This is a genomic window from Nitrosomonas sp. Nm34 (assembly GCF_900113925.1).
In the GTDB taxonomy this organism is placed as follows: Bacteria; Pseudomonadota; Gammaproteobacteria; order Burkholderiales; family Nitrosomonadaceae; genus Nitrosomonas.
Genome location: NZ_FORD01000033.1, coordinates 1 through 19,689 on the forward strand (window position 1 = coordinate 1; position 19,689 = coordinate 19,689).

General features: G+C 43.0%; 31 protein-coding genes and 1 pseudogene. 16 read left to right on the forward strand and 16 right to left on the reverse strand.

Annotation, left to right across the window (positions count from 1 at the left end):
* Positions 1-144: 144 nt before the first annotated feature.
* The 10 genes from BM283_RS12085 to BM283_RS12130 form a co-directional block, all read right to left on the reverse strand.
* Positions 145-2,076, reverse strand: coding sequence for a phage terminase large subunit family protein (locus tag BM283_RS12085; protein WP_090693454.1), 1,932 nt, complete (start codon positions 2,074-2,076; stop codon positions 145-147).
* Positions 2,054-2,584: a hypothetical protein gene (locus BM283_RS12090; protein WP_090693456.1), complete on the reverse strand. Its 531-nt coding sequence runs from the start codon at positions 2,582-2,584 to the stop codon at positions 2,054-2,056. Before BM283_RS12090 ends, BM283_RS12085 begins: the two co-directional genes overlap by 23 nt.
* An 86-nt stretch (positions 2,585-2,670) precedes the next feature.
* Positions 2,671-3,426, reverse strand: a complete 756-nt coding sequence (locus tag BM283_RS12095) for a hypothetical protein (RefSeq protein ID WP_090693459.1) — start codon at positions 3,424-3,426, stop codon at positions 2,671-2,673.
* A 5-nt stretch (positions 3,427-3,431) separates the two neighbouring features.
* Positions 3,432-3,815 carry a DUF1064 domain-containing protein gene (locus BM283_RS12100; protein WP_090693462.1) on the reverse strand — a complete coding sequence of 128 codons (384 nt, stop codon included), beginning with the start codon at positions 3,813-3,815 and terminating at the stop codon, positions 3,432-3,434.
* Positions 3,805-3,984, reverse strand: a complete 180-nt coding sequence (locus BM283_RS12105; protein ID WP_090693464.1) for a hypothetical protein — start codon at positions 3,982-3,984, stop codon at positions 3,805-3,807. Before BM283_RS12105 ends, BM283_RS12100 begins: the two co-directional genes overlap by 11 nt.
* A 16-nt stretch (positions 3,985-4,000) precedes the next feature.
* Complete coding sequence (locus tag BM283_RS12110) at positions 4,001-4,258, reverse strand: hypothetical protein (protein ID WP_090693467.1); 258 nt, start codon at positions 4,256-4,258, stop codon at positions 4,001-4,003.
* The gene (locus BM283_RS12115) at positions 4,255-4,875 is read right to left on the reverse strand and encodes a hypothetical protein (RefSeq protein WP_090693469.1); all 621 of its coding nucleotides are present in this window, start codon (positions 4,873-4,875) and stop codon (positions 4,255-4,257) included. The genes BM283_RS12110 and BM283_RS12115 overlap by 4 nt, the downstream gene beginning before the upstream one ends.
* A complete protein-coding gene (locus tag BM283_RS12120) occupies positions 4,872-5,645 on the reverse strand; it encodes an ATP-binding protein (protein ID WP_090693471.1) in 774 nt (257 codons plus the stop codon). The genes BM283_RS12115 and BM283_RS12120 overlap by 4 nt, the downstream gene beginning before the upstream one ends.
* The gene (locus tag BM283_RS12125) at positions 5,642-6,562 is read right to left on the reverse strand and encodes a hypothetical protein (RefSeq protein ID WP_090693473.1); all 921 of its coding nucleotides are present in this window, start codon (positions 6,560-6,562) and stop codon (positions 5,642-5,644) included. Before BM283_RS12125 ends, BM283_RS12120 begins: the two co-directional genes overlap by 4 nt.
* Positions 6,563-6,571: 9 nt before the next feature.
* Entirely contained in the window at positions 6,572-7,615 is a 1,044-nt protein-coding gene (locus BM283_RS12130) for an antA/AntB antirepressor family protein (RefSeq protein ID WP_217646514.1), read from the reverse strand.
* A 163-nt stretch (positions 7,616-7,778) separates the two neighbouring features.
* Between BM283_RS12130 and BM283_RS12135 the strand changes: the two genes are divergently transcribed.
* Positions 7,779-8,147 carry a hypothetical protein gene (locus BM283_RS12135; RefSeq protein ID WP_090693475.1) on the forward strand — a complete coding sequence of 123 codons (369 nt, stop codon included), beginning with the start codon at positions 7,779-7,781 and terminating at the stop codon, positions 8,145-8,147.
* Between the two features lie 24 nt (positions 8,148-8,171).
* On the opposite strand, the gene BM283_RS18160 is transcribed toward BM283_RS12135, so the two are convergent.
* Positions 8,172-8,390: a hypothetical protein gene (locus BM283_RS18160; RefSeq protein ID WP_139225270.1), complete on the reverse strand. Its 219-nt coding sequence runs from the start codon at positions 8,388-8,390 to the stop codon at positions 8,172-8,174.
* 39 nt (positions 8,391-8,429) lie between these two features.
* Here BM283_RS18160 and BM283_RS18165 point away from each other — a divergent pair, with 39 nt between their 5' ends.
* Together BM283_RS18165 and BM283_RS12145 are read left to right on the forward strand one after the other, a co-directional pair.
* The gene (locus tag BM283_RS18165; protein ID WP_139225271.1) at positions 8,430-8,825 is read left to right on the forward strand and encodes a hypothetical protein; all 396 of its coding nucleotides are present in this window, start codon (positions 8,430-8,432) and stop codon (positions 8,823-8,825) included.
* 88 nt (positions 8,826-8,913) lie between these two features.
* Positions 8,914-9,270, forward strand: coding sequence for a hypothetical protein (locus BM283_RS12145; RefSeq protein ID WP_090693480.1), 357 nt, complete (start codon positions 8,914-8,916; stop codon positions 9,268-9,270).
* Positions 9,271-9,538: 268 nt separating this feature from the next.
* Here BM283_RS12145 and BM283_RS12150 read toward each other — a convergent pair whose 3' ends face one another.
* Positions 9,539-10,000, reverse strand: a complete 462-nt coding sequence (locus tag BM283_RS12150; protein WP_090693483.1) for a hypothetical protein — start codon at positions 9,998-10,000, stop codon at positions 9,539-9,541.
* A gap of 286 nt (positions 10,001-10,286) precedes the next feature.
* Here BM283_RS12150 and BM283_RS12155 point away from each other — a divergent pair, with 286 nt between their 5' ends.
* Positions 10,287-10,586, forward strand: coding sequence for a hypothetical protein (locus tag BM283_RS12155; protein WP_090693485.1), 300 nt, complete (start codon positions 10,287-10,289; stop codon positions 10,584-10,586).
* 102 nt (positions 10,587-10,688) lie between these two features.
* Here the strand turns inward: BM283_RS12155 and BM283_RS12160 are convergent, their stop codons facing one another.
* The 3 genes from BM283_RS12160 to BM283_RS19495 all read right to left on the reverse strand — a co-directional run bounded on the left by BM283_RS12160 (position 10,689) and on the right by BM283_RS19495 (position 11,850).
* Positions 10,689-11,150 carry a phage regulatory CII family protein gene (locus tag BM283_RS12160; RefSeq protein ID WP_090693488.1) on the reverse strand — a complete coding sequence of 154 codons (462 nt, stop codon included), beginning with the start codon at positions 11,148-11,150 and terminating at the stop codon, positions 10,689-10,691.
* A gap of 65 nt (positions 11,151-11,215) precedes the next feature.
* The gene (locus BM283_RS12165) at positions 11,216-11,473 is read right to left on the reverse strand and encodes a hypothetical protein (protein ID WP_139225272.1); all 258 of its coding nucleotides are present in this window, start codon (positions 11,471-11,473) and stop codon (positions 11,216-11,218) included.
* Between the two features lie 95 nt (positions 11,474-11,568).
* On the reverse strand, positions 11,569-11,850 hold the full coding sequence (locus BM283_RS19495; protein ID WP_090693492.1) for a helix-turn-helix domain-containing protein: 282 nt from the start codon (positions 11,848-11,850) through the stop codon (positions 11,569-11,571).
* A 115-nt stretch (positions 11,851-11,965) separates the two neighbouring features.
* On the opposite strand from BM283_RS19495, the gene BM283_RS12175 reads away from it, so the two are divergent.
* The 3 genes from BM283_RS12175 (at position 11,966) to BM283_RS12185 (ending at position 14,088) form a co-directional block, all read left to right on the forward strand.
* Positions 11,966-12,664 (forward strand): XRE family transcriptional regulator, encoded by a 699-nt coding sequence (locus tag BM283_RS12175; protein ID WP_090693495.1) that lies wholly within the window; start codon positions 11,966-11,968, stop codon positions 12,662-12,664.
* A gap of 201 nt (positions 12,665-12,865) precedes the next feature.
* The gene (locus BM283_RS12180) at positions 12,866-13,249 is read left to right on the forward strand and encodes a hypothetical protein (RefSeq protein ID WP_090693499.1); all 384 of its coding nucleotides are present in this window, start codon (positions 12,866-12,868) and stop codon (positions 13,247-13,249) included.
* 113 nt (positions 13,250-13,362) lie between these two features.
* On the forward strand, positions 13,363-14,088 hold the full coding sequence (locus tag BM283_RS12185; protein ID WP_090693501.1) for a thermonuclease family protein: 726 nt from the start codon (positions 13,363-13,365) through the stop codon (positions 14,086-14,088).
* 666 nt (positions 14,089-14,754) lie between these two features.
* Here BM283_RS12185 and BM283_RS12190 read toward each other — a convergent pair.
* Entirely contained in the window at positions 14,755-15,072 is a 318-nt protein-coding gene (locus BM283_RS12190) for a BON domain-containing protein (RefSeq protein WP_090693503.1), read from the reverse strand.
* Between the two features lie 364 nt (positions 15,073-15,436).
* Here BM283_RS12190 and BM283_RS18910 point away from each other — a divergent pair, with 364 nt between their 5' ends.
* From BM283_RS18910 to BM283_RS12225, 9 genes and pseudogenes are all read left to right on the forward strand, one after another.
* Positions 15,437-15,607, forward strand: coding sequence for a hypothetical protein (locus tag BM283_RS18910; RefSeq protein WP_175492126.1), 171 nt, complete (start codon positions 15,437-15,439; stop codon positions 15,605-15,607).
* Between the two features lie 303 nt (positions 15,608-15,910).
* The gene (locus BM283_RS12195; protein ID WP_090693506.1) at positions 15,911-16,108 is read left to right on the forward strand and encodes a hypothetical protein; all 198 of its coding nucleotides are present in this window, start codon (positions 15,911-15,913) and stop codon (positions 16,106-16,108) included.
* A gap of 1 nt (position 16,109) precedes the next feature.
* The gene (locus tag BM283_RS12200) at positions 16,110-16,394 is read left to right on the forward strand and encodes a hypothetical protein (RefSeq protein WP_090693507.1); all 285 of its coding nucleotides are present in this window, start codon (positions 16,110-16,112) and stop codon (positions 16,392-16,394) included.
* Between the two features lie 136 nt (positions 16,395-16,530).
* Positions 16,531-17,448, forward strand: coding sequence for a YqaJ viral recombinase family nuclease (locus tag BM283_RS12205; RefSeq protein ID WP_090693509.1), 918 nt, complete (start codon positions 16,531-16,533; stop codon positions 17,446-17,448).
* A 10-nt stretch (positions 17,449-17,458) separates the two neighbouring features.
* Positions 17,459-18,337, forward strand: coding sequence for a recombinase RecT (locus BM283_RS12210; protein WP_090693511.1), 879 nt, complete (start codon positions 17,459-17,461; stop codon positions 18,335-18,337).
* Position 18,338: 1 nt separating this feature from the next.
* The gene (locus BM283_RS12215) at positions 18,339-18,782 is read left to right on the forward strand and encodes a hypothetical protein (RefSeq protein WP_090693512.1); all 444 of its coding nucleotides are present in this window, start codon (positions 18,339-18,341) and stop codon (positions 18,780-18,782) included.
* A gap of 84 nt (positions 18,783-18,866) precedes the next feature.
* Complete coding sequence (locus tag BM283_RS12220; protein WP_217646515.1) at positions 18,867-19,256, forward strand: DUF1643 domain-containing protein; 390 nt, start codon at positions 18,867-18,869, stop codon at positions 19,254-19,256.
* A pseudogene (locus BM283_RS20600) lies at positions 19,229-19,333 on the forward strand (hypothetical protein); the annotation flags it as partial. The gene BM283_RS12220 and the pseudogene BM283_RS20600, both read left to right, overlap by 28 nt.
* A 4-nt stretch (positions 19,334-19,337) precedes the next feature.
* Complete coding sequence (locus BM283_RS12225; RefSeq protein ID WP_090693515.1) at positions 19,338-19,574, forward strand: DUF4224 domain-containing protein; 237 nt, start codon at positions 19,338-19,340, stop codon at positions 19,572-19,574.
* Positions 19,575-19,689: the final 115 nt, after the last annotated feature.

Genomic DNA, 19,689 nt, shown 5'->3' on the forward strand with positions numbered 1-19,689 from the left:
AATTCTTTAAAAATTGTCTCCCTAACCGTTTCTGACCTTTTGGGAAAATAGACCAGCTCTCCCCCATACTCAAACCGGATGGTCGATGCGATCTCATCAGCCTTTTCTTTCTCTATGCCATTTTCAATAATCAATTCAGTCATCCTATCTATTACGTCCACGGAATCTACTCCTCATGCTGCTCATCAATGACCTTCCACGCGCAAAAGCCTTGTTCTCAGGATCCTTTTCTTGTTGCTTAATAACGGCTGGCTTTACGACTTGACCAACAGATTCGATAAGTTTCTGAAGGCGTTTCTCCCATTGTGCCGGGGTTAATCTATGCAAGCCGATCTTGTAAGCAGCGGCCAGGTTATAAACCATCAAATCAAGCGCTTCATTACGATCTTGCTTCTTCTTATCCCAAAAAGATTTCTTTCTCCCATTTACCCACTTATTAGCTCGATACTCCGATACAAGTTGATCGTAATAATCCTCAGGAAGGTCCTTCGAAAAATGGATTGCACCCGGGCCTTCAGTTCGCTTCCATCTTGTGAATAAGTTATCTTTGGCTGTGTCCGTTCCGATATACCAAAGAGTCACCCCCTTCTTAACCAGATTGCCATTGTGGTTGTAATCAACTTTTGTGGGTTTGTTAGGAATAATAGGTCGCCCCGGTTTCTCAGAACCTTTGATCGGAAAGAAACCATCGGATTTGTTTTTCATTGTGAAGTTATAAACTTCCTGAGTATGCAAGCCGCCTGAATCAACAAATATCTGCTGTACTCGCATGACTGCGCCGCTCTCATGCATATATTCTGAGGTGCAAATATCGTAGGCCTGTTTCCAAGTTTTCTCGTCAGATGGATCGCTCAATACAATACGATAATCAACTATCCAGCATTCCATCATGGCGCCCCAGCCAACAACCTTTATTTCAAGCCGGTCACCTTGTGTATCAATGGATGCGGTCAATTCGCATGCTTTCATAGGTACTGTGCCCAACTTATAATCTTCTGCCCTTTCTCTTAATGCGCTGGCCTGAGTAGCTTCTTTAACTCGCTCCCAACATCTGGCAAGCCGGGTGTTATAAAAAACGATCATTTCTGATTCATCTCCCAGTTCCAGAAGTTTTTTAGCATCCTCATAATCTTTCATTAGGGATGTCCACGACTTCCAGCCATACGGAAGAAACATTGCGCTTGCAGTGAATGACTCGGTCTCGCTATCGCATACTGGATCAGACCAAAGGCCTTTCTCGAACATAGCTGTTTTGTCTGACTCAGCATGCAGCCCACCGCATTCGCAGCATGGATACATAGCCTCGCCATCTACCATCACCAGTGATTCAAAATGCAGCTGCTGCGCATTTCCGCAATGAATGCATTCCGCTAATGCATGCCGCTGCGTTCCTTGTTTGAATAGTTCATCAATGCGCGATTCGCCTTCAATCGTTGGGCTGGAGTAGTAGTAGGATTTCTTGTTATGCTCAAATGTGGTTTGGCGTGCCTCTGCAAGTTTTACCGGATCACCTTCGCCATCTACGTCATCTTCTCCGCGGTCCACTTCGTCTATTGCTACCCGCCTGGCAGGTACCTCAGATAAGTTCGCGGCACTACCTGCGGTTGCAATAAATAATGTGCCACCCGGGTATTCTTTTGCATCCTGATTATTCAATGCATCGCGTGATTTAGGTTTCGCCACCCTTTCACGTAACACATCTACCGCAGCAATTGTCTTATCAATACGTCCAGCAATACGTTTATGTAATTTACCGGTAGGCATTAACCACAAAAAATTGGACGGGGATTGATGAACCGTGGAAGCAAACCAGTTTAAACAGATCTGTGTTTTAAACATCTGACTTGCCACCTTTGCAACTACTCTTTTGCATGGATGGCTATCGGAGAGACAGCGCATTATCTCTCGCGCATGTGGCGTTCTGCTGGTTTGGTATGACCCATACTCATTAGAGCCAGTAGATTTTGGAATTACCATATATCTGTCCGACCACTCGTCGACAGGCAGAGAGAGATCTGGCGTAAGCGCTTCGATTATTACCGATAAGATAGTTTTATATTTGTTTTCTAAACTCATCTGCAACTCTAATCAATAGAGCATTTATCTTGTTCAAGATCGTTTGCTCGCATTTCTTTGGATCATCAATTACAGCAACCTCTAAACCAATGTTTCTAGCCAAAGCGGGGAACCCGTCTCTGAGCCCGCGAAGAACATCGGAGAAAATTTTTTCTACTATTTTTCTGTCAAGCAAAGATCCTTCAAGCTCTCCGTATTTGAGAGCCGCCATCTTTGCTTCATACATCTCTCTCATTGCCCTGGATGTATGAAAATCGACTACCCCTCCATCTGTTACGAGCCCACTCTCGTTTTCAGATCTAAGCTCTCTGAACGAATCCGGGTTGTATCCAGGGTGGGAATATTTTTTTATTTTCTCCCTCACTTCCTCGACATCGAATTTACCGTCAGGACCGCGTTTATAAAGGCCTTGCTTTTCGTGATACTGAATCGTGCCCATCTTGCAACCCAAAATCCTGGCTGTGGCCCTAACTCCCGCCCTTTCACCTTTTTTTGTCGATTCGCTCACTGACTAACGTTTTTAATTTTGGATTGCTAGAATTTGAACGAGGCTCGAATTACCCCCACACGCTCCACTCCAGGAAGGACCCGCGATCATTTTGCTGTCCTCATCGCTTCAACCAGCGCTTTGTTGAATTCACCGTAAAACTCCTTCTCGATCACGCTCTCTGCTACAAATCTAAAATCCAATGTCGCCTCGTACAGTGCTGTTGGAATAAATATCAGTATCGGCCGTACTGCTGTACCAAATCCAGAATGAATGCGCTGCCATATGCCTAGTGGTAATTTGCCACCCCCAGGAGCACCAACAAAATACGAAATGCCCATCTTTGCTTTAGTGCCACGCTTAAGCTTTGCCCTGGATTCAGCAGTTGAATTTGCTTTGTAGCCTGCTTCTGGAAATGCCTGGAAATATGCGAGCATCTGATTGATCTGTCCTTTTGATATATTGCCGTATGCGTCCAAAGCGGCGCCCTCACCTGGACGCGTGAAATATCCTGGAGGAAGTGCACCAACAGCTCTCAATGCTCTCTCAAATCTTTTAAGCCTGCGTTCACCGCCCACAATCTCGGCAGATAATATTTTGCTTGGCGGCACAGCCTTGACTGACTGATCCTTGATGCCCACTATCGCGGTGAGATCATTTTTAGTTGATGGCTTCAGGAATACCGAGTTTTGAATATATGGCGTCGGTCTATCAAACACATCCTTGATCTCTCGCTCCTGAGCTTCCTTGATTTTCTTTGCTGTGCGATTGATTGCCAGCGACATGGCGAATGGAATCTGCTTCATTTGAAGCGTCGTCATCTTTTCGAGCAATTGAGAGAAATCAGCTTTTACTTCAATCATGCTGCCTATACCTCTTGAACTGAAAAGCCCCCACCACTCTTCTTTGGCATGGCTCTAACGATAAAGAATCTGAATGGGTACATGTCAGCAGCAATCTTTATTTTGACGTTTGCATCATCTGTCATGAAACCCTTTACCTCGTGGATCTCCATCTCACCATTAGCAAGCATTACAGCGAAATCTGGAGAGTAGAAGGTCTTGTCAGCAAGCCTCAATTTGATTCCCTCAAACTTGTACCATGCGAGCTCGCCTGCCTGCATGCGGGCTTCTAAAATTTTTTGGTAGGCCAGTTCGGTACCGTTCAGCTCACCCTGCTTTTTTCGTCCAAGAGCCTGCATTCTGCGTAAAGATGCGCCCTTGCCACCGTGATTGAATAGGCTAATCTGCATACAATCCCTTATCTTTTTGTTGTTTTTTATACCTTGCGATGCCTGATGCTGTGAAAGCGTCGCCTCTTATTTCGATTTCACTAACCTTGACTGCTTTTTCCACCGGCTCATTACCTTCCTCTGCCTGATCCGTGCTCTTAACCAGCCTCAGATGATTGCTTCTATTCACTTAAAGAATCCTCACCCTAACTTCTTACTGGAGGGAGATATTGGAAGTTTTTAGCTTGATTGTTTCCATTGCTTGTGCCCATAGAATTGCCATCAGGAGGAAAGTACAAAGGCACAACTCTGAGCGGCACCCTATCAGCAACATCAAAAAGATTTGGCGAGCTGTTCATAAACTCAACCGATCTGTCTAGGTCTTCACGCTCGCTTAGAACAGACCCATTACCAAGGTAAGGCTGATTGTTTTTGTCTACGATGCCGTATGCGAAGTGGTTCATGTGTTACCTCCAGCAGATGCAAAAGCTATGGGAATAATCAAGTAAGTCCCTGCATCCTCCATTTCGTAATACCACCCTCGCTCTTCAAGCCATTTTATGAATCCGATATGAACCGTTCCGTCATGCGTTCCGTTACCAGCGAATGTTAATATCGGGTCAAAAACAGGCAATCCATCAGGCATAACGCAGTCGCTTTCTCCTCCAACCCATGCGCCGTATTCAAAACCTTTAAGACCAAATTCACTAAGCGGTCTGACATACATCTTAGGGAAATCCCTTCGCAAGTCAGAAAGCAATCGCTCTTCAGATGGAGGCTCTTTTTTAGTTAAAATATTTTTTATCGCTTTATCAGCAATATCCTCGTTCTCACTAATCTGATTGAGATAATGTCCGCCGCAAGAAAACCCGTAAAAAAATGCAAAAAATGCGCAAGTTAGTGGTTTATAAGTTAACTCAAGAGCATGCAGATCATTGCTAAGTATCCAATTTAGGTATTCATCAAACTTAATTAACAAATATTCAATGGTCTCCTGATCTAGCGTCTCTAGGCCGCCTACACGCTCAATGGCACCCATAATGATTGTTACTGATGTTTCATTCAAAACCTTGTAATTCATTTCACTCTCCTGTGGCTATCCCAGGTAAACGCAATAACTTTGCCGCCGTCCTCTCTCATCCTGTCAATGATTCGCTCGCCAACATACGCGACAACTTCATCTTGGCTGAGATTTGACATAAGCAAGGTAGGACGACGATTTTCATATCGTTCATTGATTACATCGAACAGGATCATTTTCTCAGAATCGCTTCCAAACTGAACACCAACCTCATCAAGGATAAGAAGATCAGGGAAAACCATTGCTTCTATTGCTTGAGTTTCAGTTTCTAAACTGTTGCGACTCCATGAGCTCTTTACCCTGCGAACAGCTCTCATTACCGTTGAAAAAAGAGCTGTACGATGATATGCCCCCATTACATGCATCCCTATTGCGCACGCCAGATGTGTCTTGCCTGTTCCAGGAGCGCCAACAAATATTGCGCTTCTGCCTGTTTCTAAAACTTGATCAAAGCTTTCTGCATATTCTTTACAAAACTCCAGCACATATTTTTGCTGATCAGTTGAAGCCACGAAATTGCTAAACCTGCGGCTCCTGAACCGCTCAGGAATGCCTGAATCACCAACTTTTCTATGAAACTCTTCAAAAAGTTGCTTTCTCTTAAATTCCTCTCTTTCGAGCTTTTCTTTTGCGAGACGCTCTGATTCGCAAGTTGGGCAATGAGTCCAAACTGTTCCAAATATGTTTGTACTGATGTACGATCCATGCGTTTCACAATTAGCTGGCCTGGTTAAACGCTCTGCCGGCAAAACATTTGCAATCTGTTTCATAAGTCCATTACTCCCATTCCGTAGTCTTTTTCACTGAAGTTTTCTCGCTGAGGCGCCTGTGCTTTGCTTTTTAAATCGTCTTTCCTACGACAAAAAATCACGTTGTCAGGAGGCTTCTCGTCCTTCCATCTCCCTGCGTTCAGGTAGGTAGAAGGGTTTGGAATGTACTGTCCGTTATCCCTTGTCCATTGCTCGCTATTGACCTGCCATGCAAGCGCTTCAAGGATCAGCGTGATTGTTTCCGCTGGTTTCTTGATTTTCTTGAAAACCTTGGCAGCTTGGTCCTTGCCGACTTTCTTCGGATAGACTTTCCAAAAAGTATCGAAATGAGATTCAGCCTCACGCGTCAAGCCATCGTCAGATGGCGGATTGCTTTTTGGTTTTTCGTCCTCGATTTCTAAGGGGGGTATAGGGGGTTTAATAGAATTAGGTATCAGAGAATCAGGAATCAGAGAATCAGGCGGGCTTGCATGGTGCTGGTCTGGTGCTTGCACTGTGCTTGCACTAGATTCGATACCCACCAATGACTTAACTAGCACGTGCTCGCCCGTGACAAGGTCATTCTTGTTGCGCTTCTTGACCTTATAGATACCGTTCTCATCAGGAAGCACGCTGTCCTGCTCTTTACCATGCGGGCTTTGATGTTCGTGGAAGGCAGGAATGCTGATTACTTTTTTTCCATCGGCAGTGTATCGCTTTATGAAGCCGCGAATTTCAAGCTCATACAAAAGCTCGTCTATATTCACGTTGTCAGCAGGGAAGATAGACATTTTGATTCTCTTTGGTCTATCTTCCAGCCTGCCCTCTCGATCCGCCAGCATCCACAAGCCAGGGAATAAAAGTCTTGCCGCAAAAGAGCACTCAACAAGATCCTCGTTTGTATAAAATCCCGGTTTTATGTTTCTGGATCTGGCCATTTCTGCCCCCTACCCCGCGTTACTCTGTGCGACCATTTCATTTTGGCCGCTCTCTCTTGATGCTTTCTTGACTTGGTATTCGACCCTTTCAGACAAGCGATCCATACATGCTTTAGCCAGATTTATCAGCTCGGTATCTGAAGCCATGATTCCGTTTGGTTGAGTAATGAAGGATGCCAATTGCTCAAGCGTGACGATCATGGCATCGGGATCAATGGCTTTGGCATATGGACGCATTTCATGGTCGAAACAAACCATGAACCGCTCACGCGCAAGCTCTCTGGTTTTATCGCCAGACTTCAGGAGGGTATTGATGAGCGCTTTCTGTGCTACTGATGCCAGATGGCTAGATAACTCAACGCAGCGCATCAGATGATCTTGTGATGCTGTTTGGTCTGGTAATGCTGGTTTGTTTGATCGTTCCAAAGAGATGAAATACCGTCGAATCTGACGGCCTTTTTCATTGTTCTCGACCATCGCCAGTTCTTTGGCCATGTCGAGGGTTAGGTGGTATTCAGTGCGGCGCTTGCCTGCTTTGCCGTCAGACCTATTCGATAAATTTATCGAATAGTCTTCATCGGCTATAAAGCCGTATTGCTCAATGCGGTTTTTAATCCAATTTGAGAAATCTTGGCGTGACTCTAAAAATTTATGAAGATCACGTGCATTGCAAAGTTGGACGGATTGATGCTGAATGATGCCGGTGAATACCGGTACTAAATCGGTAGTTGTCATGATGTGCTGACTCCAGTTCGTTGAACGAACCACCAATCCCGAGACCAATCGGGGCGGGCGGAACTGAATAGGTTGGTCTACCGGGTCAGCGCCGGCGAGCCTTGCGGCTCCCCACCCAGTCCGCCCATAGAAGAAGGCAGCACAAGGCAATAAAAAAGCCGCATAGCTTAACGATTGCGGCCCATCACCGCTGACATCCAGGAGACCAATCCTGACCACGTTTTTTTCCGTGGCATGGAAAGGATAAGCCCGAATAGCAGCGGTTGTCAAATTCTTAAATATCTCCCCATGTAATTGATGAACTGGCTTGTATTTCATCTCTTAATTCATATTTAAGTTGGCATCAAATTTAGTACGCTTTCTCAGAAAATTTCCGAGCACTGCACAAAGCCATATAGGGATTCCAAATATGTTTTCTGAACGCTTTAGAAAAACCTTGCAAAAAGACCACCCCATAATGTCCATTACAATATGAAAAGCCATGGAAGAGATATACCTCGTGCATGCTGAAGCGGTAGCCACAAAAACGGCAATTAACAAAGATGATATTGGCAAGGTAGATGTAATCATTTTTGTTTCTGCTAAATCACAAGATGAAGCTCGAGCGCTCGCAAGTGCTGCGTTGATGGAACATAGTTACCATCTAATAAGGGTTTTTTCACTTTCTGTACCCACTCTTGCTGCTGTTTTAAGGTCGGACACACAATTAATAGCCCAGTATCATGCTGCGATTGAGTTAGGGTACAGTCTTGAGATAATGGCTCATCCACGTGAAGAGCGGCATCCGGATCATCCTTTTGAGAGTCGTACATTGATATCTCCTATTTTTTACGAGACAAAAAAGCATTAATTTACTCATTACTAACACCTACACTTAGCTAGCTTTTCCACGAAGAGCACAGCAGATGCCATCTGCATCTACCAATTGTCTGCCACACAAAAATTTAACGAATAGTTCGGTAAACTGATTCTGGCAATCTGCAATAAATTGTTGTCTTACTTCAACCGAGGTGAAAATGGCATTTTTAGTAATTCCAGAACGATCAGAACTAGGCTGCTCAAGCCGCTCTACTTCTTTGGTAGAGTCATTCATGTGTATTTCACAATCTAATTTTCTTACCTTTGTTTTATCATGCCCATCGAGACTATAGAAAAACTGATTAGCGAGCATGGAACAAGCACGATTTCTAAAGAGCAGCTTCTGCTTTTGAAGGATGAACTTGTAGCTCTCTGCAACGAACTTTGCGCATGCAGAATAAAGGCTTCTGCTTTGGCGAATATGATATGTAACCTTGAATCTGTTAATCAGAATCTTATGCTCGAAATTCGCACTTTGACTGAGGAGAGAGAAAGATTTCATAACGCAAATCCTCATGGTCATCGATGTAAACATTGCGGTTCGATGAAGCTGAAGAGAACAGGTGGTAAACCACATAAATTATTTTGGGATATGGATATAGTAGACATCTTCTTCATTTGCCTGGAGTGTGAAAAAGAATCAGTATTCACGATTGATGCTCTTGAATAACTTACACTGTACCTTCGTACAATGGGCGGTTCCTCCGATGCTGATAAAATAAGAGGTTCGGCAAGTTTTTAATAGCAAAGAGAAAACCATGAAAGAGATATACCTTGTGTATGCCGAAGGAATACGTGCAAGAGCCGCAATCAGTTCTAATATTGTCAAGGTTGATGCAATCATTTTTGTTGCTGAGACTTCTCAAGAACGAGCCAGGATACAGGCTCATTCTGCGTTAATGAATTATGGATACCGCCTAACAAAAGTCCTGGATATCTTCGTACCCGATCCTTCCGCTGTTTCGAATTTGGACCCAGAATCAATAGCCCAGTACCTTGAAGCGATTGATCAGGGATACGGAGTTGTGATAATTGCTCATGAGCATGATTCGGATAACCCTTTAGAGGCGCACTCATTGGCCACCTCTATTATTAATGAAACTAAAAATCATTAACTGATTCATTGCCAATCGCCTATTTAGGCGGCCTCTCCTATGCTGATAGAATAGAAAGTTCCACCAAACTATTAACAACAAAGGAGAAGCCTTGAAACTTAGTGACGACAAGAAATCAGTAAGTCTGTCAATCAATGGAACGCTGTCAGCTGATGAGCTTTTGGCTCTAATATCCGAGCTAGGTCTTGTCAGGAGAGAAATGGTTCCTGAAATACCGTATGCACACCCACCAGATGAAGAAATATCTTCCATACAAGATGATCCCGCTCTATTCATCGCAACTTACGACGATCACGTCGGATTCGGGCTTAGAGATTCGGGTTACGGCTGGATGGTCTTTAACCTCCCCTATGACCAAGCTTGCAATATTCGCGACTTTCTCATTACCAATACTCAGCCAGGAATGAGCACTCCTCTCTTCAGCAAGGACAGCGGAAGCGGAAGCCTTCCTCAATGATTTATTGAAGTTCAAACCATCGAAATTGCCTGTTTTGATTGCTTCTCTTAGCGCAATAAAGCTTTTCGATGGGGCGATAGAAATGGCAACTGTTGACTTTGATGTAGTTGCGCTTGCTATGCTGACATGATTAGGTAATAGCTCGATGATATCGAGAGCTACTTTTCTGACTTCTCTAGAGACTTTGGATAGGTCATCGCGTAATCCCTCTACAAACTCATCAAATTCTTCTGAGCTTGCCTTGATATTTACTTCGATAGCTATCTTTTTCATAATTTAATCCCCTAGAAATTCCCCGTAACCCCATGACAAAGCAAAGCTCTGTAAGAAGATATGGCGTTACGAGAGCTCTTCATGAAGAGCTCTCGGTTGACGCGCTCATTAGTCTTGATACCATCACGCAGCCCTTTAAACCCAGCGCCAGTCAAGCGGAGGAATAAAGTGCAGAGAGGATGTAATTCGTATTTCATTATGAATGCTCATTTTTTGATTAATAAATGACTCTCATATGCCGTTAAAATAATAAATACCACTAAACTATCTGCAAAAAGGAGGGTTCATGGATAATTCAATTCCTTTAGTCATTGGTATGGCCTGGTATCATTCAGGAGATTACGATGCCATCCTCAAGATCATGATTGATAGCAACCATTTTCCAAGAAGCTTTGATGAATGGCTTGTCAAAGCAGAGCGAGAGGAACGCAGACTCAAGAAAGCCGGGTATACCGTTCTTCGCGTCTTCATCAACCCTAAAACGTTTCCTGCATGGTGCAAGTCGCGAGAGCTGAATAACGATTCCAGATCTCTTATTGAGTTCGCCAATTCTATTGCGATAGAAAGCAAAAGAAGAAGCCATTAAAAAAGAGCTAATATTCATAATCACCTATTTGAGGTTCCCGTAACACCATGCCGAAGGGAAAGTCGGCAGTAAGGGAGGAGTTACGGGGGTTCGTCATGTCAACTACTCGGAGAATCTTTTATAAAGACTAGCTGTTACTTGATTCAACTCAAGCAATAGCGGCGCCAGTTCTTTGCGCTCTGATGCATCAAACTTACCGTCTTTCAAGTGCTCAGAACCTGTGTTCAAACAGGCCGATGCAGCAGCCACCAAAGACAGAAAATGTTTTACCTGGCTTTCTTCTTTCAGGTCTGAGCTACCCAAATCGATATCCATGGGCGTCTGATTCACCAGCTGGCATATCTCAAACACAGCGCGCTTTTCCTGGGTGAGCTCAATGAGCTGCAGCACGACAGATAATGACGGAGGCTGCGCGTCATGATTAGGGTCCAGGCAATTGGCCAGCCCTTCTGGTGACTTGTTTAACACTCTCGCCAATCCAGCGATGCCCCCCGGGTACTTTTTAGCATCGGACTGCAACGCTAAAAACACTTGTCTATATTCTTGTTTTGCCGGTCTGCTCATAATCTATTTAACTGTTTTTCTAATCTATTTAGCTGCTGTTAATTTCCTGATAATGCATTCATCATTTAATCAGGAGCTGTCATGAAATTCTTGCCACCGATCAAAACTCCACCACCAGAACCGCTTGACATGCAGTCTGCTTCAGCGTTGGCTGCCATCATTGAGGCTGTCATCCAGGCTGAACAGATCAGGGCTGGTAATAAGAAGGTGGATGCGTCTTGCATTGATAATCCGCCGGCTCCTGATAACAAGTCATCTAAATGAGCGTCAGCATGTATGCACTTGCTGTATTGCACATCAGTACAATTAACTATAGTTTTCATAGTGGTTATGATTGATATAAATGCAAATTTCAATTTGCGTAACATTCGGATTTCTTTTCCTGCTATGTAACCTAGGTTACATAATGGATAATTATTTATTTGGAATAGTCATGCTGAGCTTTGCGTCTATCTTCTCCGGTGCGACGGTAGGCTTTCCGCCTATATTCATTCCGTCTTTCCAATTTTCGACGCTGGCTCACACGTCGCTCGATGCCGAACAGATCAGGTCTAATGGCTTGTAAATACATAAGCCTAGCCTCAGGTATGCCGGTCTTACGAAACTTAGAAACAGCTTGAGACGAAATCTTAAGCAACTTAGCTGTTGCACTGGTTCCACCTAGCTTATCTATTATTTTTGAGTGTTCATGATTTTCCATGAGCCTATTGTAACCATAGTTACGGTAGAAATGCAAATCATAGTTTACACATTTTTATGTAACCTTAGTTACTAAATATTATCAACAATGAGGAAATGGTTTTTAACCTAAACTAATGGAAAAACTGGAACATAAAATAAAAAGGTTGCGTGATGAGCGCGGAATGTCTCAAGAAGATGTCGCAAAATCTCTTGGTGTAACCCGCGTCGCCATTTCCAAATGGGAGAATGGTCAAACTGAAAATCTTAAGCTTGCCAACTTGGTTGGCTTCTGCAAGCTGTTCAATATTGGAATTGAAGAGTTCCTTTCTGATGCTTATCCAGAAATTAAAAGTCTCAAATTGACGACAGACGTAACTAAGGTGAAAATACCGGCTCATGAGGCTGGTGCTGTTAATATTGCTGTTTTTTCTACAAAAAAAATGATTGGAGAGGGAAATTTGCAGCTCTATCAAGATACTGTCGTTGGAAATATTGGGTTTAGTGAACAATGGGTTGCCGAGAATTTAAAAGGGATTACCAATATTAAGAATTTGTGGGCTATTACTGGTATAGGAGACTCCATGTCTCCAACATATGAAGATGGGGATATCTTAATTGCTGACATGGGAGTAAGGGAGGTTGTGCATAGCGGTATTTATATTTTTAACATAAAGAATGTGCATTTTATTAAACGAATAACCATCATGCTTGATGGAAAGCTGGAAATATCTAGCGATAATAAAAATATAAAAACATCAAATATTTATGACGATGATAAGAGTTTAAATATTCTTGGCAGGATTAGGTATATTTGGAATGGGAAGAAGTTGTAAATAATCAATTCTTGTTGCGGCAAGACTACCAAGCGCGGCTGTTTGCAGGCCTGATACTGGATCAATCTGAAAAACATTAATCTCTTCATGGGCTTATTACCTATCATTTGATACGTCACCAATTGACGGCATAGTTATATAAGAAGAAAATCTCACCTTTTTGGTAAATTGCAAAATAACTCTTCTAAAGGGGGGGTAGTAGTGGATCTGACAAATTACCTCAAGAAGTATTCGGCCAAGATAAGCAAGATAAAAGATAGGATACAAATTTTATCTTTTTTCGCAACTCTATTGCTACCTTCGATTGAAGTCGAGGCATTTGGTATAGTCACTAAGGGCGGCCATTTTGCGTGCTTAAAAAAAGAATGGTTAATAGATATGCTTAGGTTTAAGGAATCAAAAAGAGCAAGTGATTTTCAATCCTACTTAAAGTCTAAGAAGTGCATTATTCTAAGAAAAGGCATTAAAGTTGTGATAAGTGAATTTCCTAGCATTATGGATAATACTGTTGGGCTTATTTATCGAAGGACGAGAGCGTGGACTACGGTAGAAGCATTAGATTTTAGTGAGCCTGATCATGAATAAGCTTAATTTGCTTATCTTTTTTCGGTAAGGCTACCAAGCGCGGCTGTTTGCCGGACTGATACGGGGCGGTGTGATAGAGCTTTAAAGTGTAGCTGAACGAAGATATTAAAAATATGATGAAAACAATAATAGTAACGACATTTATAGCGATCACTATACTTTCAGGCTGCAACGCAGTAACGCCTGTATCAACGCAGCAATCGACAGTACGCGACTATCTGCCATCTATTTCTCGCTACAATGAACAGGTTGGAGTTGTAACAGAAGTAAAAGATGGGGACACAATTGCCGCAATCATTAATGGCAAAAAAGTTGATATTAGATTGGCGGAGATTGATGCACCCGAGAAGAGTCAGGCATTCGGTAATGAATCTAAACAATCATTGGCAAGCATGTTGCTTGGTAAAAATATCAGGATCAAACAAACTGACACAGACCGTTATAAACGAGTGGTTGCGCGTGTCTATACTGATAATCTTGACGTAAATGCAGAACAGATAAGTCGTGGTATGGCCTGGGCTTATCTTGATTATCTTACAGATGAAACCTTGCCTCAGTTGGAGTTTGAAGCAAAAACTGCCAAGCGTGGATTATGGGCTAGTATCAATCCCATCCCACCGTGGGAATTCCGCCGCGGCACCGGATCGACTCCAGTAATTAATAAAACATCAGCCAGTAAAACTCAGAAAGTATCAAGCGAGAATTATCAGTGCGGTCAGAAAAAAACCTGTGGACAAATGTCCTCTTGCAAGGAAGCGATGTTCTATCTTAATCAATGCGGAGTTACAAAACTTGATAGCAATGGTGATGGCATGCCGTGCGAAAGTTTATGTAAATAATTATTAACTTAGAAACAATCCTTAGGTATAAAAGCTTCAAATCGGATAAAGCCCGCCCAGTGCGGGCTTTTTACTGGCAAGAACTATTTGTATTACAAGAGTCAAGTGCGGCACATAGCTATAGAAAGGAGGTAAAAAAACACTAGCTATGCGCCGCGTCGGGGAAACAATAAATAGGTACACATCTGCCATATAAAGCTTCGGGATAGTATTGACAGATGCGTACCCCAACTCTTACAGTTCTGTAGAGTTTCTATAAAGAATCGCCCTAAATAAGAAAAGTTCAAAAAACTTAGATGATAAGTAACGCGACTTCAAATAGTGATGTAGCCAACAGCAGATGACAGGTCTATAGAATCGCTAGAGGGATGCGGTACATAGCTATAGAAGGGAGGTAAGAAACCACTAACTATGCACCGCAAGGGGAAGGAAAATATATACATAGTCGATGACTTAGCAGGTATGTGCAGAATACTCCTATAATGATTTGGTAGAGAATGACCTGGTGAGAAAATGAAAAAAACCACCAGGGCACAGCAGCTTAAGTCAAATATTAATAAAACAACATTAATACAAGTTTTTTATCGGCTGAATTTAGATTTGATTTAGCACATTTTTAAGGTAATCCATATCACCTTATTCCTACTCAAATGCCCTCATCTGTTGTCACTTGATCCGCAAATCATTCTTGACAGACTGCACTCCATTAACAAAAAGCGCAATTTCTCCCGCTTTATCAATCTCAGCTTGAGAATTGACGAAACCACTTAGTTTCACAAGTCCTTTTGAAGTTTTTACTTTAATTTCAGAGGTCTTCAAGGTAGGCTCATCGTAAATTGCTTTTTTGACCATTGCAGTAATGACAGAATCATCAATATATTCTTCAGCTGTTTCTTTTGCCATTGATATTGGTGCGCCGCCTAAGAAAAAAGCTATCAGAACAATTAACAGGAAAATAGAAAAACGATTATTTATATGTTCCATGGCAAGGTTGCCCTCAATAAGTGATGGAATCTAAAAAATTATTGATGCTCCTAGGTTTAAAAAGTTGCTTATACATGTTTTCAAAGACTTTTTGAACTTACCAACCACCTTATAAGTTCATGCATAAGCATTGAGCTTAACTCACCCTACTCCACCACTTCTTAAATAAGTTCATAGCAATTACTTTAGTTAGTTGAGGGCTCATTATAAATTATTCCGTAACTATAGTTGACATAAATTAATAATGTAACTATAGTTACTGAATCGCAACACAACAACAAAAACTAACTATCCGCACTCAGAGCGTTTCCTTTTAACCATCGCCAGCATGGGTTCTGGGAGCTGGCAGATTTTAGGAGGGATTATGGAAACAGAGCAATTGCCAAGACGTACTACTTTTGAATTTACAGGCGAAATTAGATGCGGTGTGCGTGGCGAACATTATTACGACCATTGTGGAAATTTTAAGCTCGTTACTGAGGATAAAACTAATTTTAAATGGCCAATCTACCGAGTAGTCGAGGAGCAACTATGAGATCAACCATAAAAGTAAAGCCATTACCGAACTTCCATATAAAAGTCACATGGCTTGGGGGCTTATACACCAGCACCAAGATGATATTCCCAAATTCATCAGCTGCACAAACATGGGCCAGAGATCAGTTTGGCATTGAGCCAAAGATCAGAGTGGAGCCATGCGCGAATTAATACAGCAGATTGTATTTCAGTTGTTTATTGCAACGCTGTACGTAATGACACTGTTCTTCACCCTGCTTTCAATTGATGAGGTTTATTTTCCACTGGTTTGTGATTCAATCAAGAAACAAGGATGCTGCTCATGAATATTAGCTCAGGAATGAAAGTGAGATTTCACCCGATCATAGGAGGCAGGCACGATGGGAACCTCTACGAGGTTAGATGTATTGGGAAGCTTTATGGTCGTGACTATGCCTGGCTTGAAGGTAAAGCTGATCCTGTTGATATGCGTGCTTTAAGTAAGCCACAGCCGGGACAAGACAATTATGGGATGAATTGAAATGGATGATCACGAAAAAGAGCAAAAAAAATTGCAGCTAATCGGCCAGCTTATCAAAGACCGCATGCCAGATGTTCCTCCTCTGCTAGAGAAAGAGCATGGCGCTGACACACTGGAAAAAGTTGCTGAGGTGTTTGGTGAATTTTTCCCGCTAGCGTTTTCTCAATTTGAGGAGTTAGTAAAAGACGATGTTGAGGAATGGTGGGAGGAATACCAGGAGCACCTGGACCGCATTGATCCGCCTTTCGTTATGGATAAGTTTGATTATTTGAGGCCGCAGATATGAGCTTTTGGGAGCGTTACAGATTCTGGCGCGATGATTGCAGACACGGAATATTGCGATCGATTAGGCTAGCAATAGAAATTAAGAAAGAAAAAACCTATCAGTTCTGGAAATTCCACTTGATGAGGAAATCAAGATCATGAACAGGCAATCATTTATTGGCGGCTCTGATGCCGCGTCAATACTTGGAATAAGCCCGTGGAAATCAGCTTACACGCTCTATCTTGAAAAGATCGGTGAATCACAAGAGGAGCAGGATCAACACAAGGAACGAATTTTTGCTCGAGGAAAACGCTTGGAGCCGGTTGTTGTGGAAATGCTAACCGATGAGCTGCAATCTCGTGGACATGAAGTTAAGATTGTCGCAAGAAACGAACGGTACGGGGATCCTGAGCACGAGTTCCTAAAATCAGAAATCGATCTCGAGCTGCTTATAGATGGTGAGCCAGTTAACGGCGAGATTAAGACCGTGCACCCTTTTGCGGCCAAAGATTGGGGAGCCGAAGGCTCCGATGAAATCCCGCTCTACTACATCTCGCAAGTAATGCATGGACTTATGATCAGACCGCGGCAAAGAGCAATTGTTGCCGCATTGATCGGCGCAGACGATCTGCGTATCCACTACGTAGATAGAGATCAAGAGTTGATCGATATCATCAGAGAGAAAGAGCTTTTGTTCTGGAATCGAGTAATCAGTCGCGATCCCCCACCAGTTACATCATTTGAAGATATTAAGCATCTCTACAAAAAAGACCATGGGATCGTGATTGATGCCGATGGGGAGCTTGTTTCTCTGTGCTCCCAGTTGAGAGAGCATAAAAACGCAATCAAAGCAGCCGAGCAAATGGCTGAGGATTTGAGCGGGAAAATCAAGCTGCTGATGGGTGATGCATCAGTAGTTATGCACGAAGGCAGGAAGCTATGCACATGGATAACGAACAAGAATAGCAAATCAACCGATTGGAAATCACTGGCCATGAGTTTTAACCCTGCGCCCGAGGTGATTGAGATGTACACCAATACCAAGCCGGGCGCCAGGCCATTTTTATTGAAATAAGGAGAGCATTATGAGCGTGGCAGAATTAAAAGAAGCAGCTAAAGGTAATGCGGTTGCAAAACCTAAAACCATAGGCGATCTATCCAAGTTCCTGGCTGATCGCATGGGGCAAATCAAATCAGTAGTAGCCAGTAATTTAACACCCGAGAAGATGTGCAGGGTTGCCTTGAATGAGCTGCGCAATAATGAATACCTTGCAAAGCTGGCAATACAAAACCCTGCAAGTTTCGTTAATGCAATTGTGCAGGCATCGCATTTAGGACTGGAGATTGGCGGGGTACTTGGACAGGCTTATCTCGTGCCATACAAAAACGAAATCAAGATGATCCCAGGCTACCGCGGCCTGATTTCCATGGCCAGAAGATCCGGAGAAATCAGCAGCATTAATGCGGAGATAGTTTATGAGAATGATGAATTCGATCTAGAGCTCGGCATTCAGACGAAAGTGAAGCACAAACCAAAACTAAACGGGGATCGCGGCAAGCCTATGATCGCGTACATGGTTGCTCATTTTAAAAGCGGAGGCAGCCATTTTGAATGGATGACGATTGATGAGGTTATGAAGATCAAGAATAGAAGTGCATCAGTTAAATCTGGCCGGTCTTCTCCGTGGGATACTGACGAATCCGAAATGATCAAAAAGACTGTGATCCGTAGAGGCTGGAAATACCTACCCATGTCGATTGAGATGCAGCAGGCAGCCATCGTCGACACAGCAATTGAGCAAGATAAAAATGTTGTGATTGACGGAGAATCTTTTGTTGTTGATACGGGAACAGGAGAGATTCTGGAACCTCAAGCTGGCGGTCAGCAATTTAACGATGATGAATTGAGAGAGCATGCGTCAAGCGCAGCTGGTGGGGTTGAATTAGAAAACGGAGTTGCGTGATATGGAAACCAAATTCATCTACAGCGGATTTGCCAGTATTACTCATCTCAACACAAGGAAAGAAGGCCCAGAAGATGCCAAAGAGCTGGCGGTAGATCTCAAGTTCAAAACTGAGGCAAGTAAAGCCGTGTTTCAATTCTTTGATCCGTATATTGATACGGTTTTATATGATCCCGGAACCGGGGCCGTAAGAAATGCCAAGCTAGGCCCCATCACTTTTGATTATGAGCTTGAACACTATGCCTTCCAAGTATTAGAAAGGATGTTTTCCGGCGCAAAGGTTAAAAAGTTCGCGCTTCAACCAATTGACGGGCACAGAGTTGAATTAGCCTTCCAGATATCTTTCAATCCTGTTGGGGAAGATGTTGCATTGCTTGCAGAGTTCCTGCAGAACGATATAGAAATCAAAGTATTTCCGATTGATGGAGAGCTGTATTTTAACTAAAGGCGCCCATGGCGCTTTAGATAACGTATCCGTGAACTGGATTGAATCTGGTCAGGCACATCAATTGAGCTGAGAAAAATTAACATGATCAAAGAAACTATTTTTTCACCTTGCAGGGAATACAGATATACGCTCTACAGGGAATGGGAAGAAGGCCAAGGGGTTTGCATGTTCATTGGTTTGAATCCTTCCACGGCTGATGAGATTAAGAATGATCCAACAGTCATACGATGCATCAACTATGCAAAGCGATGGGGATATCAAGCCATGTACATGGCAAATATATTCGCCTATCGCGCCACTGATCCAAACGTGATGAAAGAGCATCCTGAGCCAGTAGGAAATAATGATATTTACCTCAAGGGAATGGCTAAAGACTCAAGCATTATCGCGTTGCTGCATGGGGGAATCATGGTGCATTCAAGGCAAGAGACTATGAGGTTAAAAGACTTTTATCTAACCTGCATTGTTTAAGGGTGACAAAGGCAGGCCAGCCAGCGCACCCGCTATATCTTCCAAGCAAGTTAGTTCCACTGAAATTTGGAGTATAGACTGATGGTAGAACAAGAAAGCATCTGGCTGAGCAAATCTGATCTTGAGGAACTCACTGGAGCCAAAAATAAATCTTTGCAGATTGAGCACTTAAGAAAGCAAGGTATTGCATTTAGGATTAACCGTGCCGGCCGCCCTGTTGTGTCTAAGGATGCTGCACTTGGTCATTCAGCAGCACCAAAGATCAAACAGAAGTGGCAGCCTAATGGACTGAATAATCATGGGCCGCAAGCCAACTAAAAACCTTAACCTTCCCCGCCGCATGAGAGCCAGGGTTCGCGGGAAGGTTATTTATTATTTCTACGATGCCGGTGGAAAACCACGCAAAGAAATTCCGCTCGGCAAAGATTACGCG